Here is an 18,173-nt window from a genome sequence, read left to right on the forward strand (position 1 = left end):
ACTCAGCCATCGCGAGCAAGCTCGCTCCCACAGGGGATCTCTGTACAGCCTCAAGGCTGCGCCGGGATTTCACCAACAGCCCGCCCCAAGGCATACTTGCCCCTCTCCGCACTCCAGAACCCAGAACCGCCCCATGCGTATCCACGTCAGCTTCATCGACCGCGTCGGCATCACCCAGGAAGTCCTGGCCTTGCTCGGTGGGCGCAATCTCAACCTGGATGCAGTGGAGATGGTGCCGCCCAACGTCTACATCGACGCCCCGACCCTCAGCCCACAGGTGCTCGACGAGTTGCGCGAGGCACTGTTCAGTGTGCGCGGCGTGGAGTCGGTCACCGTGGTGGACATCCTGCCGGGCCAGCGTCGGCACTTGCAGCTCGATGCCTTGCTCGCGGCGATGACCGACCCGGTGCTGGCCCTCGACAGCGCCGGCAAGGTGCTGTTGGCCAACCCGGCACTGATCGCCCTGTACGGACGCGAACCGGCCGGGCAAAGCGTGGCCGAGCTGTTCGGCGACGCCGCGCTGCTGGACGCCTTGCTGGAAAACGGCTTTCGCTTGCCGCTGCGGGAAATCACCCTCAACGGCCAGACCTTGTTGTTGGACGCCACCCCCATCACCGATGCCGGCGCGCTGTTGACGCTCTACCAGCCGAACCGCATCGGTGAACGCCTGTCGGCGCTGCATCACGATCACGCCGAAGGCTTTGACGCATTGCTGGGCGAATCCCCGGCGATCCGCACCCTCAAGGCGCGGGCACAACGGGTCGCGGCGCTGGACGCGCCGCTGCTGATCCAGGGCGAAACCGGCACCGGCAAGGAACTGGTGGCCCGGGCTTGCCACGCCATCAGCGCCCGCCACGGCGCACCGTTCCTGGCCCTGAACTGCGCCGCGCTGCCGGAAAACCTGGCCGAAAGCGAACTGTTCGGCTACGCCCCCGGCGCCTTCACCGGAGCCCAACGCGGTGGCAAGCCGGGGCTGATGGAACTGGCGAACCAGGGCACGGTGTTCCTCGATGAAATCGGCGAGATGTCGCCGTATCTGCAAGCCAAGCTGTTGCGCTTCTTGAACGATGGCAGCTTCCGTCGGGTCGGTGGCGACCGAGAGATCAAGGTCAACGTGCGGATTCTCAGCGCCACCCACCGCAACCTGGAGAAGATGGTCAGCGAAGGCTCGTTCCGCGAAGACTTGTTCTATCGCCTGAACGTGCTCAACGTCGAAGTCCCACCGCTGCGTGAACGCGGCCAGGACATCCTGCTGCTGGCGCGTTATTTCATGCAGCAGGCCTGCGCGCAGATCCAGCGCCCGGTCTGCCGCCTCGCCCCCGGCACTTACCCGGCGTTGCTGGGCAACCGCTGGCCGGGCAATGTACGGCAATTGCAGAACGTGATCTTCCGCGCCGCCGCCATCTGTGAAAGCAGCCTGGTGGACATCGGCGACCTGGACATCGCCGGCACCTCCGTGGCGCGCCAGGGCGATGTGGAGGTCGAGAGCCTGGAGCAGGCTGTGGAAAGCTTCGAGAAACACTTGCTCGAAAGTCTCTATGCCAACTACCCCTCCACACGCCAGTTGGCCAGCCGCCTGCAAACCTCTCATACGGCGATTGCCCATCGGTTGCGCAAGTACGGGATCTCCAACAAGCCCTAGTTTTACTCGGTCCATGTGGGAGCGGGCTTGCTCGCGAAAGCGGTGTGCCAGTCGACATCCAATTAGCTGACACACCGTCTTCGCGAGCAAGCCCGCTCCCACAGGGATTCTTGTGTTGCATTCGAAAGTAGCGTCAAAAACGACCTCCACCTGTACTGAAAGCGCTACAGCGGAACGATATCGCTACACCCGGCGCTAACCAGCACTGTGCAAGGCTTTGATCCCACAACGATTTTTTCCAGCCTCCAAGCTGTAGCGATTTCGCTACAGCTTGAGATGCCGAGCGCCTTGGAAAAACCGCCATTCCATTGATATACAAAGACTTTTAAACATTGGCCACGTTCTTGCTACGGGTATAGCCATTCGGCCGGGCCAAGCCCCGCGCCTTCTTCGCGTCCACCAGACGAAATCTGGCCCCAGGAGTTTCCATGAGCGAGTTGCGTTTTACTGAAGATCACGAATGGCTGCGCGCCGAAGCCGACGGCACCGTCACCGTAGGCATTACCGCATTTGCGCAGAACGCGTTGGGCGACGTGGTGTTTGTGCAACTGCCTGAATTGCAGTCCTACGAAAAAGGCGCCGAAGCCTCCACCGTGGAATCGGTCAAGGCCGCCAGCGGCGTGTACATGCCACTGGACGGTGAAGTGCTGGAAGTGAACGACAAACTCGACGGCAGCCCGGAACTGGTCAACGAGGACCCGATGGGCGAAGGCTGGTTCTTCCGTTTTAAACCGACCGACGTCGACGCAGTGGCTAAGCTGTTGGATCAAGACGCCTACGACCGCCTGATCAAAGCCAACGCCGAAGCCTGAGGAGCGCACCATGACCGTTAATCTCGGCACCGCCAACGAATTCATCGCCCGCCACATCGGCCCGCGTGCCAGCGACGAGCAAGCCATGCTCGAGCGCCTGGGCTACGACTCCCTGGAAGCCTTGAGCGCCAGCGTCATCCCGGAAAGCATCAAGGGCACCAGCGTGCTGGACATGGGCGACGGCCAGAGCGAAGCCGATGCACTGGCCTCGATCAAGGCCATCGCCGGCAAGAACCAACTGTTCAAGACCTACATCGGCCAGGGCTACTACAACTGCCACACGCCGGCACCGATCCTGCGCAACCTGCTGGAAAACCCGGCCTGGTACACCGCCTACACCCCGTACCAGCCGGAGATTTCCCAGGGCCGTCTCGAAGCACTGTTGAATTTCCAGACCCTGATCAGCGACCTCACCGGCCTGCCGATCGCCAACGCCTCCCTGCTCGACGAAGCCACCGCCGCCGCCGAAGCCATGACCTTCTGCAAGCGCTTGAGCAAGAACAAGGGCAGCAACGCCTTCTTCGCCTCCGTGCACAGCCACCCGCAGACCCTCGACGTGCTGCGCACCCGTGCCGAGCCCCTGGGCATCGACGTAGTCGTGGGCGATGAGCGTGAACTGAGCGACGTCAGCGCCTTCTTCGGCGCGCTGTTGCAATACCCGGCCAGCAATGGCGACCTGTTCGACTATCGCGAACTGACCGAACGCTTCCACGCCGCCAACGCCTTGGTGGCCGTCGCCGCTGACCTGCTGGCCCTGACCCTGCTGACGCCTCCGGGAGAATTCGGTGCCGACGTCGCCATCGGCAGCGCCCAGCGCTTCGGCGTGCCGCTGGGTTTCGGCGGCCCGCATGCGGCGTACTTCTCCACCAAGGATGCGTTCAAGCGCGACATGCCGGGCCGCCTGGTCGGCGTCTCCGTGGACCGCTTCGGCAAGCCGGCCCTGCGCCTGGCGATGCAGACCCGCGAGCAACACATCCGCCGCGAGAAAGCCACCAGCAACATCTGCACCGCCCAGGTGCTGCTGGCCAACATCGCCAGCATGTACGCCGTGTACCACGGTCCCAAGGGCCTGGTGCAGATTGCCAACCGCATCCATCACCTGACCGCGATCCTCGCCAAGGGCCTGGGCGCGCTGGGCCTGAGCGTCGAGCAAGAGAGCTTCTTCGACACCCTGACCCTGCACACCGGCGCGCAAACCGCCGCCCTGCACGACAAGGCCCGTGCCCAGCGCATCAACCTGCGTGCAGTGGACGCAGAACGCCTGGGCCTGTCCCTGGACGAGACCACCAGCCAGGCTGACGTCGAAGCACTGTGGAATCTGTTGGCCGACGGCAAGGCCCTGCCAGACTTCGCGGCACTGGCCGCCAGCGTGCAAAGCCGCATCCCCGCCGAACTGGTACGCCAATCGGCGATCCTCGGGCACCCGGTGTTCAACCGCTACCACTCCGAAACCGAGCTGATGCGTTACCTGCGCAAGCTCGCCGACAAGGACCTGGCCCTGGATCGCACCATGATCCCGCTGGGTTCCTGCACCATGAAACTCAACGCCGCCAGCGAAATGATCCCGGTGACCTGGGCCGAGTTCGGCGCCCTGCACCCGTTCGCCCCGGCCGAGCAAAGCGCCGGTTACCAGCAATTGACCGACGAACTGGAAGCCATGCTCTGCGCCGCCACCGGTTATGACGCGGTGTCGCTGCAACCCAACGCCGGCTCCCAGGGTGAATACGCCGGCCTGCTGGCGATCCGTGCCTATCACCAGAGCCGTGGCGAAGACCGTCGCGACATCTGCCTGATCCCGTCATCGGCCCACGGCACCAACCCGGCCACCGCCAACATGGCTGGCATGCGCGTGGTCGTGACCGCCTGCGATGCCCGTGGCAACGTCGACATCGAAGACCTGCGCGCCAAGGCCATCGAGCACCGCGAGCACCTCGCCGCGCTGATGATCACCTACCCGTCCACCCACGGCGTGTTCGAGGAAGGCATCCGCGAAATCTGCGGGATCATCCATGACAACGGCGGCCAGGTGTACATCGACGGCGCCAACATGAACGCGATGGTCGGTCTTTGCGCGCCAGGCAAGTTCGGCGGCGACGTCTCGCACCTGAACCTGCACAAGACCTTCTGCATTCCCCACGGCGGTGGCGGCCCGGGCGTCGGCCCGATTGGCGTCAAGTCACACCTGGCGCCATTCCTGCCAGGCCACGCCAACATGGAACGCAAGGAAGGCGCAGTGTGCGCGGCGCCGTTCGGCAGCGCGAGCATCCTGCCGATCACCTGGATGTACATCCGCATGATGGGCGGCGCGGGTCTCAAGCGCGCCTCGCAACTGGCGATCCTCAACGCCAACTACATCGCCCGTCGCCTGGAAGAGCACTATCCGGTGCTCTACTCCGGCAGCAACGGCCTGGTGGCCCACGAATGCATCCTCGACCTGCGTCCGCTCAAGGACAGCAGCGGCATCAGCGTCGATGACGTCGCCAAGCGCCTGATCGACTTCGGCTTCCACGCCCCGACCATGTCGTTCCCAGTGGCCGGCACGTTGATGATCGAGCCGACCGAAAGCGAATCCAAGGAAGAACTGGACCGCTTCTGCGACGCCATGATCTGCATCCGCGAAGAAATCCGCGCGGTGGAAAACGGCAGCCTCGACAAGGACGACAACCCGCTGAAAAACGCCCCGCATACCGCGGCGGAACTGGTCGGCGAGTGGACTCACCCCTACAGCCGCGAACAGGCGGTGTACCCGGTGGCGTCGTTGATCGACGGCAAGTACTGGCCGCCAGTAGGCCGGGTCGACAACGTGTTCGGCGATCGCAATCTGGTTTGCGCCTGCCCGTCGATCGAAAGCTACGCTTGACGATGAAGGGGGGCGGTCCATCCGCCCTCCGAATATCCCTTGTGGGAGCGAGCTTGCTCGCGATAGCGGACTGTCAGTTGTCATTTGAGTGACTGCCACACCGCTATCGCGAGCAAGCTCGCTCCCACAAGGGGCCTGAGTCACATCTTCAAAGTCGATCCCATAAAAAGAAACCGGAGAAACACCATGTCGTTAAGCGTGTTCGACCTGTTCAAGATCGGCATCGGCCCCTCCAGCTCACACACGGTCGGCCCGATGCGTGCCGCGGCCCGTTTTGTCGAAGGGTTGCGTCGTGATGAGCTGCTCAATACCACTGCCAGCGTCAAAGTCGAGCTGTACGGTTCCCTCGGTGCCACGGGCAAAGGCCACGGCAGCGACAAGGCCGTGCTGCTGGGCCTCGAAGGAGAGCATCCCGACACCGTGGACACCGAAACAGTGACCGCCCGGCTCCAGGAGATCCGCAGCAGCGGTCGCCTGAACCTGCTTGGCGAACACACCATCGAATTCAACGAAAAATTGCATCTGGCGATGATCCGCAAGCCGTTGGCCTACCACCCCAACGGCATGATCTTCCGCGCCTTCGATGCGGCGGGCCTGCAAGTGCGCAGCCGCGAGTACTACTCGGTGGGCGGCGGCTTTGTCGTCGATGAAGACGCGGCCGGCGCCGACCGTATCGTCGAAGATGCCACGCCCCTGACCTTCCCGTTCAAGAGCGCAAAAGACTTGCTGGCCCATTGCAGCACTTATGGCCTGTCCATCAGCCAGGTGATGCTGACCAACGAAAGCGCCTGGCGCCCCGAAGCCGAAACGCGCGCCGGCCTGCTGAAGATCTGGCAGGTAATGCAGGATTGCGTAGCGGCGGGCTGTCGCAACGAAGGGATCCTGCCGGGCGGGCTGAAGGTCAAGCGCCGGGCCGCCGCGTTGCATCGCCAGCTGTGCAAGAACCCCGAAGCGGCCTTGCGAGACCCGCTGTCAGTGCTGGACTGGGTCAACCTGTATGCCCTGGCCGTCAACGAAGAAAACGCCTACGGCGGCCGTGTCGTCACGGCGCCCACTAATGGTGCGGCGGGCATCATCCCGGCCGTGTTGCATTACTACATGCGCTTCATTCCCGGGGCCAACGAAGATGGCGTGGTGCGATTCCTGCTGACCGCCGCCGCCATCGGCATCCTGTACAAGGAAAACGCCTCCATCTCCGGCGCTGAAGTCGGTTGCCAGGGGGAAGTCGGCGTGGCCTGTTCCATGGCTGCCGGCGCATTGTGCGAAGTGTTGGGCGGTACCGTGCAGCAAGTAGAAAACGCCGCCGAAATCGGTATGGAACACAACCTCGGCCTGACCTGCGACCCCATCGGCGGCCTCGTCCAGGTGCCCTGCATCGAACGCAACGCCATGGGTTCGGTGAAGGCCATCAACGCGGTGCGCATGGCCATGCGTGGCGACGGCCATCACTTCGTCTCCCTCGACAAAGTCATCCGCACCATGCGCCAGACCGGCGCCGACATGAAAAGCAAATACAAGGAGACCGCCCGCGGCGGTCTGGCGGTCAACATCATCGAATGCTGATGCGTGCCACTTTCATTTTTCCAGGAGCTGATATGTCCACCGAACAACTGTTGAAAACCCCGCTGCACGCGCTGCACCTCGAACTCGGCGCCCGCATGGTGCCGTTTGCCGGCTATGACATGCCGGTGCAATACCCGTTGGGCGTGATGAAAGAACACCAGCACACCCGTGATCAGGCCGGCTTGTTCGATGTGTCCCACATGGGCCAGATCCGCCTGACCGGCGCGGATGCTGCCAAGGCACTGGAAACCCTGGTGCCGGTGGACATCATCGATCTGCCCGTGGGCATGCAGCGCTACGCGATGTTCACCAACGACAACGGTGGCATCCTCGACGACTTGATGGTCGCCAACCTGGGCAACGACGAACTGTTCCTGGTGGTCAACGCCGCCTGCAAGGATCAAGACCTGGCTCACCTGCAAGGGAAAATCGGCGGCCAGTGCAGCATCGAGCCGCTGTTCGAAGCCCGCGCCCTGCTCGCCCTGCAAGGCCCGGCCGCGGTCACCGTACTCGCACGCCTGGCGCCGGACGTGGCGAAAATGACCTTCATGCAATTCCAGCGCGTCACCCTGCTGGGCGTGGACTGCTTTGTCAGCCGTTCGGGCTACACCGGTGAGGACGGTTTCGAAATTTCCGTGCCGGCGGCCGATGCGGAGAAACTCGCCCGCGCCCTGCTGGCCGAGCCAGAGGTGGCCGCCATCGGTCTTGGCGCCCGAGACTCCCTGCGTCTGGAAGCCGGCCTGTGCCTCTACGGCCATGACATGAACACCGAGACCACGCCGATCGAAGCCAGCCTGCTGTGGGCGATTTCCAAGGCGCGCCGCGCCGATGGCGCTCGTGCCGGGGGTTTCCCGGGGGCTGAAACCGTCTTTGCCCAGCAACAGAGCGGCGTAAGCCGCAAACGCGTCGGCTTGCTGCCCCAGGAACGCACACCAGTGCGCGAAGGCGCGGAGATCGTCAACGAAGCCGGCGAGACCATCGGTACGGTGTGCAGCGGCGGCTTCGGGCCGACACTGGGCGGTCCGTTGGCGATGGGTTATCTGGACAGCGCCTACGTCGCCTTGGATACACCAGTCTGGGCCATAGTGCGTGGGAAAAAAGTGCCTCTGCTTGTAAGCAAAATGCCATTCGTTCCACAGCGCTACTACCGAGGTTGATTGCTTGTTTCTATAAGTAACGCGGTTGCGTTAAACGTGCACTAATGTGTAACGCAACCGCCATAAAAAGGTGCATGTAGTGATATTCAACCGGGCTTATAACGCCACAGAACAATCGGAATAGCCTTTTGAATAAGCCTTCCCCGGCGAAGCATCTAAAACACCGGCAAGCTGAGCAAATCCGGGCTCTTGAGGGGGGTTGTTTTTTCGTTGGAAGTTGGCGTAGAGTTTGATCACTGTGTTTGCATGGGTCGCTTGGATCGTGACCTGGGCAGTAGCCTACGAAGTTAGCTACAACCCGTTCGACGTCATCTTACTTTCCTGCAACCCAGCCCCAGTACTCTTTCGTGTGGAAAGAGGCTGTCATTAATTTAGCGTCAAGGAAATAAGAAAATGTCCCAACGTCAGAGCGGTACCGTCAAGTGGTTCAACGACGAAAAAGGTTTTGGTTTCATCACCCCTGAAAGCGGTCCGGATCTGTTCGTACACTTCCGCGCCATCCAGGGCAACGGCTTCAAGAGCCTGAAAGAAGGCCAGAAAGTCACTTTCGTCGCCGTGCAAGGCCAGAAAGGCATGCAGGCTGACGAGGTCCAAGCCGAAGCCTAAGGCTTTCGCAAACTAAAAAGCCCCTGATTGATATCAGGGGCTTTTTTATGGCCGCAAATCCGTAAAATGGCTTCTTTTTGGCTCGAGGCCGTCATGTCGAAACACCTGCTCATCCCCCAGGGTGACTTCCCTCCCGCCGGCCTGGGCCGTCGCCTGGCCGCGATGTTCTATGACTTCCTACTATGCACGGCACTGCTGATCGTCACCGGTGGCGTGTACAAGATGATCCAGATGGCGATCATCGGCGAAGAAAAGATGCGCGCCCTCACCGACGCCGGGGCGCTGGACGGCGATCCACTGCTGTCCACTGTGTTGCTGTTCGTACTGTTCGGTTTCTTCGCCAAGTTCTGGACCCACAACGGCCAGACCCTGGGCATGCAGGTGTGGTGCATCCGCGTGCAGAACGCCGATGGCACGGCCATCAGCCTGTGGCAGGCACTGTTGCGGTTCGTGGTGTCGATTGCATCACTGCTGCTGGTCGGCGCAGGCTTCATCTGGGCACTGTTCGACAAGCGCAAGCGTGGCTGGCATGACATCTACTCGGATACGCAGTTGGTGCGGATTCCCAAGAAGACCAAGTAGGGACACCAAATAATGCTTGGAATACAGTGTGGCGAGGGGATTTATCCCCGCTGGGCTGCGAAGCGGCCCTGAACCTGACACCACAGAGTGTCAGAATGACCAAATGGGGCCGCTTCGCGACCCAGCGGGGATAAATCCCCTCGCCACAGAAAGCCCCGCAAGCCTGAAGATATTCTTCAGCTTCAGGCATTCCCCGCCAACTTCATCCGCGCCGCCTGGGTGAAGTCCAGCATGCGCTTGAGTGGGCGAATCGCCTGGGGGATCAGCGCCGGGTCGACGAATATCTCGTTGCTGCCATCCTTCAACGCCTGAAGCGTACGTTCCAGGGTGTTCATCGCCATCCACGGGCAATGCGCGCAACTGCGGCACGCCGCGCCGTTACCGGCGGTGGGGGCTTCGATGAAGACCTTGTCCGGGCACAGCTGCTGCATCTTGTAGAAGATGCCGCGGTCGGTGGCGACGATCAGCGTCTTGTTCGGCAAGCTCTGGGCGGCGGCGATCAATTGGCTGGTGGAGCCCACGGCGTCGGCCAGTTCAATCACCGAGGTCGGCGACTCCGGGTGAACCAGGATCGCGGCGTCCGGGTACAGTGCCTTCATGTCTTCCAACTGCTTGGACTTGAACTCTTCGTGGACGATGCAGGCGCCGTCCCAGAGCAGCATGTCGGCACCGGTCTTGCGCTGGATATAAGTGCCCAGGTGCTTGTCCGGTCCCCAGATGATCGTCTCGCCGTTGTCCATCAAGCTCTCGACGATTTCCAGTGCGCAGCTGGACGTCACCACCCAGTCGGCCCGAGCCTTGACCGCCGCCGAGGTGTTGGCATACACCACCACGGTGCGCTCCGGATGTTGGTCGCAGAACGCCGAGAACTCATCCACCGGACAACCCAGGTCGAGGGAGCAGGTGGCTTCCAGGGTCGGCATCAGCACGCGCTTTTCGGGGTTGAGGATCTTGGCGGTCTCGCCCATGAACTTGACGCCGGCCACCACCACGGTCTTGGCCGGGTGGGCATTGCCGAAGCGGGCCATTTCCAGGGAGTCGGAGACGCAGCCTCCGGTCTCTTCGGCCAAGGCCTGGATGATCGGGTCACAGTAGAAGTGCGCGACCAGCACCGCGTCCTGAGCCTTGAGCTCGGCGGCGATGGCGGCGCGGTACCAGGCCTCTTGCTCGGCCGACAGCGGCTTGGGCTGCTTGGCGTCGAGGTGAGCCTGGACCAGAAGGCGTTCGGAAATTTGCGTCATGTTCGCAAGACCTATGGGCGCGTTTTGCGCGAAAGTCGAGTATACACCCGGCTCCGGACCACTCGGGTACCGCCGGGAAAGTGAGTGTCCATCAGGCACGGGACAGCGTGAAGCCGGCAAGGCTACAGAATATCCCGCCGTTGCAAAAGATCATTCTGACCTGTGCCCGGCCAGGCGTATCACGACATATAGGCCGAACACAAACCTGTGGCGAGGGGATCTATCCCCGCTGGGTTGCGCAGCAGCCCCGAAATGATGAATGCAACTATGCCTGATGCACTTCGGTGTCAGGCTTTAGGGCCGCTTCGCGCCCCAGCGGGGATAGATCCCCTCGCCACAAACTTGTGTTCGCCAAGAAATTGTTGACTTCCCACCCCCACCAAGCTGACTGAAATGTAATCACTCGCCGCCTCCGCCTGTGTCATCTTTTGCTCAGACCTACGCAGGAGGCCCACCTCCTGCACGCAGCGAATCGACTGACGGACTTTCACCGCATGCAAACAAAAACTTCCCGGCGAACCTTTGTGAAAGGCCTCGCCGCTGGCGGCATTCTGGGGGGCTTCGGCCTGTGGCGCCCGCCCGTCTGGGCCGTCACCAGCCCCGGTCAGCCCAACGTACTGAGCGGCACCGAATTCGACCTGTTCATCGGCGAAAGCCCGGTCAACTTCACCGGCAACCCACGCACCGCCCAGACCATCAACGGCGGCATCCCGGGGCCCCTGCTGCGCTGGCGCGAAGGCGACACCGTGACCCTGCGGGTGCGCAACCGCCTGCACGACACCACGTCTATCCACTGGCATGGCATCTTGCTGCCGGCCAACATGGACGGCGTGCCCGGGCTGAGCTTCAAGGGCATCGAACCCGGCGGCCTGTACGTGTATCAATTCAAGGTCCGGCAGAACGGTACTTACTGGTACCACAGCCACTCCGGTTTCCAGGAGCAGGCCGGCGTCTATGGGCCGCTGGTCATCGACGCCAAGGAGCCCGAACCCTTCCAGTACGAACGGGACTACGTGGTGATGCTCACCGACTGGACCGACGAAGACCCCACCGACATCATCCGCAAGCTCAAGAAGCAATCGGACTATTACAACTACAACAAACGCACCGTCGGCGATTTTATCGATGACGTGGGCAAGAACGGCTGGGGCGCCACCGTGGCCGATCGCAAGATGTGGGCCGAGATGAAGATGAACCCAACCGACCTGGCCGACGTCAGCGGCGCCACCTACACCTACCTCATGAACGGCCAGGCGCCGGACATGAACTGGACCGGCCTGTTCACGCCTGGCGAGCGGATTCGCCTGCGCTTCATCAATGGCTCGTCCATGAGCTATTTCGACGTACGCATCCCTGGCCTGAAAATGACCGTCGTGGCTTCCGATGGCCAACACGTCAAGCCCGTGAGCGTCGACGAATTGCGCATCGCCGTGGCTGAAACCTACGACGTCATCGTCGAGCCGACGCAAGAGGCCTACACCTTGTTCGCCCAGTCGATGGACCGCACCGGCTATGCCCGTGGCACCCTCGCCAGCCGGGCAGGACTGTCGGCGCCAGTGCCGCCCCTTGATCCTCGCCCCTTGGTCACGATGGACGACATGGGCATGGGTGGCATGGATCACGGCGGCATGGCTGGCATGGGCGAAATGAGCGGCATGGACCATGGCTCGATGCAAGGCATGGAGGGCATGGATCACAGCCAGATGCAGGGCATGGACGATAACCCCATGCAAGGCATGGATCACAGCGCCATGCAAGGCATGGGTGGAATGCAGGCCCATCCCGCCACGGAGAAAGACAACCCGCTGGTAGACATGCAGGCCATGAGCGTCAAGCCCAAGCTCGACGACCCGGGTATGGGCCTGCGCAACAACGGTCGCAAGGTGCTGACCTACGCGGACCTGCGCAGTACCTTTGCCGACCCCGACGGGCGCGAGCCAGGGCGCACCATCGAGCTGCACCTGACCGGGCACATGGAGAAATTCGCCTGGTCGTTCAACGGCGTGAAGTTCAGCGACGCCGCGCCGTTGCTGCTCAAGTACGGCGAGCGCCTGCGCATCGTGCTGATCAACGACACCATGATGACCCACCCCATCCACCTGCACGGCATGTGGAGCGACCTCGAAGATGAGAACGGCCAGTTCATGGTCCGCAAGCACACCATTGATGTACCACCGGGTTCCAAACGCAGCTACCGGGTGACCGCCGATGCACTCGGACGCTGGGCTTATCACTGCCACCTGCTCTTCCATATGGAAATGGGCATGTTCCGTGAAGTCCGGGTACAGGAATAAGGAGCCGACCATGAGCATTGTTTTTCAATACCGTTGCGTGCCCCTCGCAGTTCTTTTCCTGGGCATCAGCCTGTCGGCCTGGGCCGCAAGCAATGATATGCAAGGCATGGATCACAGCCAGATGCAGGGGATGGACCACAGCCAGATGCAAGGCATGGATTCGATGCAGGGCATGGATTCGATGGAAGCCGCGCCGACCAGCAGCCGCACGCCCATTCCTGAACTGACCGCTGCCGACCGCGCCGCCGTTTATGAAGACCACAACGGCCATATGGTGCATGACAGCGCCATCAATTCGTTTTTCCTCATCAACCAACTGGAATGGCAAGACGCCGATGACGGCAGCGCCCTGAGCTGGGACGCCTCTGGCTGGATCGGCGGCGACATCGACCGCTTGTGGCTGCGCTCCGAAGGCGAACGCACCAACGGCAAGACCGAAGAAGCCGAACTCCAAGCCTTGTGGGGCCACGCAGTCAGCCCTTGGTGGGACGTGGTGGCTGGCGTGCGCCAGGACTTCAAGCCCGGTGATCCGCAGACCTGGGCGGCGCTCGGCGTTCAAGGCATGGCGCTGTACAACTTCGAAGCCCAGGCCACCGCCTATATCGGTGAAGGCGGCCAGAGTGCGGCGCGCCTGGAGGGCGACTACGACATCCTGCTGACCAATCGCCTGATCCTGCAACCGACCGCCGAAGCCAACTTCTACGGCAAGAACGACCCCGACCGCGGCGTCGGCGCGGGCCTGTCGGAGACTGAAGTCGGCCTGCGGCTGCGTTACGAAATCCGCCGCGAGTTTGCGCCCTATATCGGCGTCACCTGGAACCGCGTCTATGGCAACACCGCCGATTATGCCCGGGAAGAAGGCGAAGACCGCAGCGAGGCACGCCTGGTACTCGGCGTGCGCCTGTGGTTCTGACGGCGTCACCATTATTCCTTTTAAAAAACCTAGAAAACCTGTGCTGTAGGAGTCCTTGCATGTCATTCATCAAAAACGCTGTCATCGCCGCCGCGCTGTCCACCGGCCTGTTGGTCAGTGGCCTGGCCCAGGCCCATCCGAAACTGCTGTCCTCAACCCCGGCAGAAGGCGCCGAGGGGGCAGCGCCGACAAAGATCGAGCTGCATTTTTCCGAAAACCTGATGACCAAGTTTTCCGGTGCCAAGCTGATGATGACCGAGATGCCCGGCATGTCGGCGCACTCACCAATGCCCATGCCGGCCAAAGTGTCCGGCAGCGACGATCCGAAAACCATGGTCATCGTGCCGAACGCGCCGCTCTCCGCTGGCACCTATCAGGTCCAGTGGCGCGCGGTGTCATCCGACACTCATCCGATTACCGGCAACGTCACGTTCAAGGTGAAGTGACTCGTGAGCGACTCGATCAATATTGCGTTGCGCTTTGCCCTGTACGTGGACCTGATGTTGCTGTTCGGCCTGGCCGCCTTTGGCCTCTATAGCTTGCGAGGGCAGGAGCGAGTATCGGGCGCCGTATTGCCTTTCGGGTCGCTGCTGGCGATCACAGTGGTGCTTGGCGGCCTGCTTTCCCTGGCCGCGATGGCGTGCATGGCCTGGGCCATGAGCGGCGTCGCGGATTGGACCGAGCTGTGGCCGCACATTGAAATGATGGTGTTCGAGACGGATGTCGGCTGGGCCTGGATGCTGCGCATGGCTGCGCTGCTGCTGGCCGGTTTCGCCGTAATGTTCAGCCAACGTTGGTCGACCGCCAGCCTCGGCCTGGCCACGCTCTGCGGTGCCGTGGCCTTGGCAACACTCGCCTGGGCAGGCCACGGCGCCATGGACGAAGGCTCGCGTCGCAATTGGCACTTCATCACCGATTTCCTGCACCTGTGGGCGGCAGGTGGTTGGGTGGGCGCCTTGGCTGCGTTTGCCCTGTTGCTTCGCCAGGCCGAGCCGCAGTTGGCGGTATTGGCCCGGACACTGACCGGGTTCGAAACCGCCGGGGCGCTGATCGTGGCGATCATCGGTGTGACCGGCGTGGTGAATTACCTGTTCATTGTCGGCCCGAATGTCGATGGGCTGCTCGACAGCACTTACGGTCAATTGCTGGCACTCAAGCTCATCCTGTTCGCCGCCATGTTGGTGTTCGCGGCGCTGAACCGCTTCCATCTGAGCCCATTGCTGGAACAGACCAGACAGACCGGCGAACATGGCGTCGCGGTGACTGCCTTGCGGCGCAGCATGGTCCTGGAATTCTCCGTGGCAGTGATCATCCTGGGGCTGGTGGCGTGGTTGGGGACGTTGAGTCCGGTGATGGGATAAACAGGACAGATTGCGAACTACATTGTGGCGAGGGGATTTATCCCCGCTGGGTTGCGAAGCGACCCCAAAACATGAGTCCACACTGCACGAGGCGAAATGGCATTCGTGCTTTTTTTGGGGCTGCTTCGCAGCCCAGCGGGGATAAATCCCCTCGCCACAAAAGCGAGCCTTCAACGATTGGCGCTGGATTTAGTTTTTCGATAGGCCCCGCCAGTTTTCAGTTTGCCCAAGGCAGCGTGCCCCAGCCTAAATAGCGCTTTGTTCCAACCAAGGCTCTGTTATGGAAAACGTTCGAACCTCAAGCACCCATGCCGGCTGGCTAATGGTCAGCATCGTATTGGTAGCGCTGAATCTAAGGCCTTCGATGGCAGCCGTCGGGCCGTTGTTACCAGCGATTCGCGGCGAAGTCCCCTTGAGTTTCAGCGCGGCGTCGCTGCTGACCATGTTGCCTGTCATGGCGATGGGCTTGGCAATGTTCCTCGGCATGCGCATCGCCCTGCGTATCGGCGAGCACCGCACCATCGTGCTGTCGCTGTTGATTGTTGGTATCGCCACAGCCTCGCGCCTGTATCTGGACAGTGCCGCCGGGTTGATCGCCAGTGCGGTCGTTGCCGGGCTCGGGATAGCCTTGATCCAGGCTGTGATGCCGGCACTGATCAAGTCGCGCTTCGCCGATCACGTATCACTGCTCATGGGCTTGTACGTCACTTCCATCATGGGCGGTGCAGCAATTGCCGCATCGTTTTCACCTTTGGTCCTGGTGCAGACCGGCAGTTGGCGCGTCAGCCTGGCCATTTGGGCATCGTTATCACTGGTCGCCCTGGGCTGCTGGTACGCTCAGCGAGCGAGCATCATCCCTTTGCCCGAAGCAGCGTCCCGGCATCACGAAGCGTTTGCCAGCAACGCCCGGGCCTGGCTCCTGGCGATTTTCTTTGGCTTGGGCACCGCCTCCTACACGTGCGTATTGGCCTGGCTGGCGCCGTACTACGTAGAAAAAGGCTGGAGCGAACAGCACGCTGGCCTGCTGCTGGGATTGCTAACGGCAATGGAAGTGTTGTCCGGCCTGACTACCCCGGCGATAGCCAACCGCAGCCGGGATAAGCGCCTGATCCTTGCCGTCCTGCTGGCCTTGATCATCAGCGGCTTCTGCGGCCTGATCCTCAGCCCGGAACGCTTCAGCCTGCTCTGGCCCTGCCTGCTGGGGCTGGGTATCGGCGGCCTGTTCCCCATGAGCCTGATCGTATCCCTCGACCACGTGGACAACCCACGCCGGGCCGGTGGCCTTACAGCGTTCGTGCAGGGAATTGGCTATCTCATTGCCGGGCTTTCGCCACTGGTTGCCGGAATGATCCGCGATCGATTGGGGAGCTTCGAGTGGGCCTGGTGGTCGCTCATGGCGGTCATGGTGTTGATGATGGGAATGGTGTTGCGCCTGAATCCGAAACATTACGCACAGCACATCCGTTGAATTGAGGCTAGTTAAACCCCGGAGCGTTAACTGGCGAGTCTTGGCGCTACTATACCTGCCAGGAATTTTTACCTCGTAAGGGAGCTACGCCTTGTCCGTCACACCTGACAGAACCTTCGCTGAAGTGCTCAAGCAAACCGTCAAACGCATTCTTGACTACTGGACTCAAATTACAGTCACTTTCGGCCTGCTCGCGACAGGTTTAGGGTTCGTCACGCTGTATCTTTACACCCGCACGATTGGACGTATCGATCTCTTCATGCCGTCGATCGATGTGAAGTCTGCTTTATTGGTCTGGGTCGTGCTGGTCCTGCTACTGATGCTTTCATATCTATTCATCCTCGGGGGAACCACGTGGATGTTCGGCTGCTCCGTTCTGCTTTTTTCTAACTTGAAGGACAACCAACCGAGGGTTCTGTTTTATCTGACGGTCCTGACCGTGGTGGGGTTTAGCGCCTTCATCTGGGCCACCTTTTTCCCGCCCATACCATTGGGCGCCTGGGAGACTTTCATCGCGTTGCTCCTGATCGTCTTCGTGGTGTGCTGGCTCATGTACGCCGTCACACCATTCAAGCGAATTGTCAGAAAAAGCACACTTGTCCAAGCCAGGCTGGATCGTGCCCGCTTGAAACGTCTGGAAGCCAGCAAACAGGCAAAAAAGAAGAGGCTTTCAACGCATAAGGCAACCCGCCCGCCGAAAGCCTGGATGAAAAAATGGCACGCCTTAGTGCACGAATGCGGAAAAAAGACCGCGTCCGCACGGCGCTGCGTAAAAGAAAAATGGCAACGACTACTGTCGTGGGTACAGGCTCGCAAAGAATTCGGACTCGTCACCGTGCTCTCGCTTTCCATATTCCTGACGGTGATCTTCGCAGCCTTTCCAATCCTTTTGACGATACGTTCGCACATGGAGAGGGAAACGCCCGACACAGTTCCCTACGTAGCGGGCCTGTCCTGGATGACACTCATCTTCACTCTGTTACCGGTCATCGTATTTTATTGTTTCAAGGGGGATATCTACCGGCGGACCTTTAATGGCCTGGTGGCGATGGTCTTCGCTTTTTGCGCCTTCACATTGCTCTCGCCAGGCAGTTTGAGCCAGATAACCTACATCGCGGCAGGAGGATTATCGGTTCGCCAACAAACGGTGGAGCGCTACGCCTTGCCAGACGATATCAAGCTGCAAGACTTGGATGCCACGATGTGGAAAACGCGTCAGCTTGATTCGCAAAAAATAGAAATCGAGGCGTTCCAGTTGTATTCCTTTGGAGACGTGCTGTTGTTATGCCCAAAAGACATGCTCTCACTCGAACTCAAGGAGCTGAAGAGTTACTCGAAGTTCTGCGTCAGCACGCTCAATAGCAAAGTTGCACGGAAACCCCGGTTACCCATATTCGCCAGGAAACCACAAGAGGAGTGGAGCTGCCGGGTACCCTCATGGCAGATCCACGCAGGGCGCTGGCTCGCATGGGAAGCATTGATCCCGAGCGTTCACCGCTCTGCGTCGGGCGAGAAAAGGGGCTAAAAGACTCGATCAAATCGAGAGCGCGGCTTCCTTCGACAGGTAGCAGAGTTGGCGTACGGTCGCTCTGCAACTGCCCCCGACAGGCTGCTGGCTTTTCGTGCACGGGCGGGCGCACTTTATTTCAGGCAAAAAAAAATCCGGAAATCCTC

General features: G+C 61.1%; 14 protein-coding genes. 13 read left to right on the forward strand and 1 reads right to left on the reverse strand.

Annotation, left to right across the window (positions count from 1 at the left end; genetic code table 11):
- Positions 1-133 precede the first annotated feature (133 nt).
- The 7 genes from AB4N42_RS25595 (at position 134) to AB4N42_RS25625 (ending at position 9,222) form a co-directional block, all read left to right on the forward strand.
- A complete protein-coding gene (locus tag AB4N42_RS25595; protein WP_460115524.1) occupies positions 134-1,642 on the forward strand; it encodes a sigma-54-dependent transcriptional regulator in 1,509 nt (502 codons plus the stop codon).
- A gap of 428 nt (positions 1,643-2,070) precedes the next feature.
- Complete coding sequence (gene gcvH / locus AB4N42_RS25600) at positions 2,071-2,454, forward strand: glycine cleavage system protein GcvH (protein ID WP_323154695.1); 384 nt, start codon at positions 2,071-2,073, stop codon at positions 2,452-2,454.
- A 10-nt stretch (positions 2,455-2,464) separates the two neighbouring features.
- Positions 2,465-5,314 carry an aminomethyl-transferring glycine dehydrogenase gene (gene gcvP, locus AB4N42_RS25605; protein ID WP_460115525.1) on the forward strand — a complete coding sequence of 950 codons (2,850 nt, stop codon included), beginning with the start codon at positions 2,465-2,467 and terminating at the stop codon, positions 5,312-5,314.
- Positions 5,315-5,500: 186 nt separating this feature from the next.
- The gene (locus AB4N42_RS25610) at positions 5,501-6,877 is read left to right on the forward strand and encodes an L-serine ammonia-lyase (RefSeq protein WP_030140782.1); all 1,377 of its coding nucleotides are present in this window, start codon (positions 5,501-5,503) and stop codon (positions 6,875-6,877) included.
- Between the two features lie 32 nt (positions 6,878-6,909).
- The gene (gene gcvT / locus AB4N42_RS25615; RefSeq protein WP_030140783.1) at positions 6,910-8,034 is read left to right on the forward strand and encodes a glycine cleavage system aminomethyltransferase GcvT; all 1,125 of its coding nucleotides are present in this window, start codon (positions 6,910-6,912) and stop codon (positions 8,032-8,034) included.
- A 393-nt stretch (positions 8,035-8,427) separates the two neighbouring features.
- On the forward strand, positions 8,428-8,640 hold the full coding sequence (locus AB4N42_RS25620; RefSeq protein ID WP_003175786.1) for a cold-shock protein: 213 nt from the start codon (positions 8,428-8,430) through the stop codon (positions 8,638-8,640).
- Between the two features lie 93 nt (positions 8,641-8,733).
- Positions 8,734-9,222 (forward strand): RDD family protein, encoded by a 489-nt coding sequence (locus AB4N42_RS25625; RefSeq protein ID WP_460115526.1) that lies wholly within the window; start codon positions 8,734-8,736, stop codon positions 9,220-9,222.
- A gap of 182 nt (positions 9,223-9,404) precedes the next feature.
- Here the strand turns inward: AB4N42_RS25625 and nadA are convergent, their stop codons facing one another.
- A complete protein-coding gene (gene nadA / locus AB4N42_RS25630; RefSeq protein ID WP_030140785.1) occupies positions 9,405-10,463 on the reverse strand; it encodes a quinolinate synthase NadA in 1,059 nt (352 codons plus the stop codon).
- A 494-nt stretch (positions 10,464-10,957) separates the two neighbouring features.
- Between nadA and AB4N42_RS25635 the strand changes: the two genes are divergently transcribed.
- From AB4N42_RS25635 to AB4N42_RS25660, 6 genes are all read left to right on the forward strand, one after another.
- Positions 10,958-12,757, forward strand: a complete 1,800-nt coding sequence (locus tag AB4N42_RS25635; protein ID WP_460115527.1) for a copper resistance system multicopper oxidase — start codon at positions 10,958-10,960, stop codon at positions 12,755-12,757.
- A 10-nt stretch (positions 12,758-12,767) separates the two neighbouring features.
- Positions 12,768-13,670 (forward strand): copper resistance protein B, encoded by a 903-nt coding sequence (locus AB4N42_RS25640; RefSeq protein ID WP_460115528.1) that lies wholly within the window; start codon positions 12,768-12,770, stop codon positions 13,668-13,670.
- Positions 13,671-13,729: 59 nt separating this feature from the next.
- The gene (gene copC, locus AB4N42_RS25645) at positions 13,730-14,116 is read left to right on the forward strand and encodes a copper homeostasis periplasmic binding protein CopC (RefSeq protein WP_198797890.1); all 387 of its coding nucleotides are present in this window, start codon (positions 13,730-13,732) and stop codon (positions 14,114-14,116) included.
- 3 nt (positions 14,117-14,119) lie between these two features.
- On the forward strand, positions 14,120-15,031 hold the full coding sequence (gene copD / locus AB4N42_RS25650) for a copper homeostasis membrane protein CopD (protein ID WP_460115529.1): 912 nt from the start codon (positions 14,120-14,122) through the stop codon (positions 15,029-15,031).
- 280 nt (positions 15,032-15,311) lie between these two features.
- Positions 15,312-16,499 carry a cyanate transporter gene (locus AB4N42_RS25655; RefSeq protein WP_460115530.1) on the forward strand — a complete coding sequence of 396 codons (1,188 nt, stop codon included), beginning with the start codon at positions 15,312-15,314 and terminating at the stop codon, positions 16,497-16,499.
- Positions 16,500-16,590: 91 nt separating this feature from the next.
- Entirely contained in the window at positions 16,591-18,024 is a 1,434-nt protein-coding gene (locus AB4N42_RS25660) for a hypothetical protein (RefSeq protein ID WP_030140791.1), read from the forward strand.
- Positions 18,025-18,173: the final 149 nt, after the last annotated feature.

This window comes from Pseudomonas sp. H2_D02 (assembly GCF_054677635.1).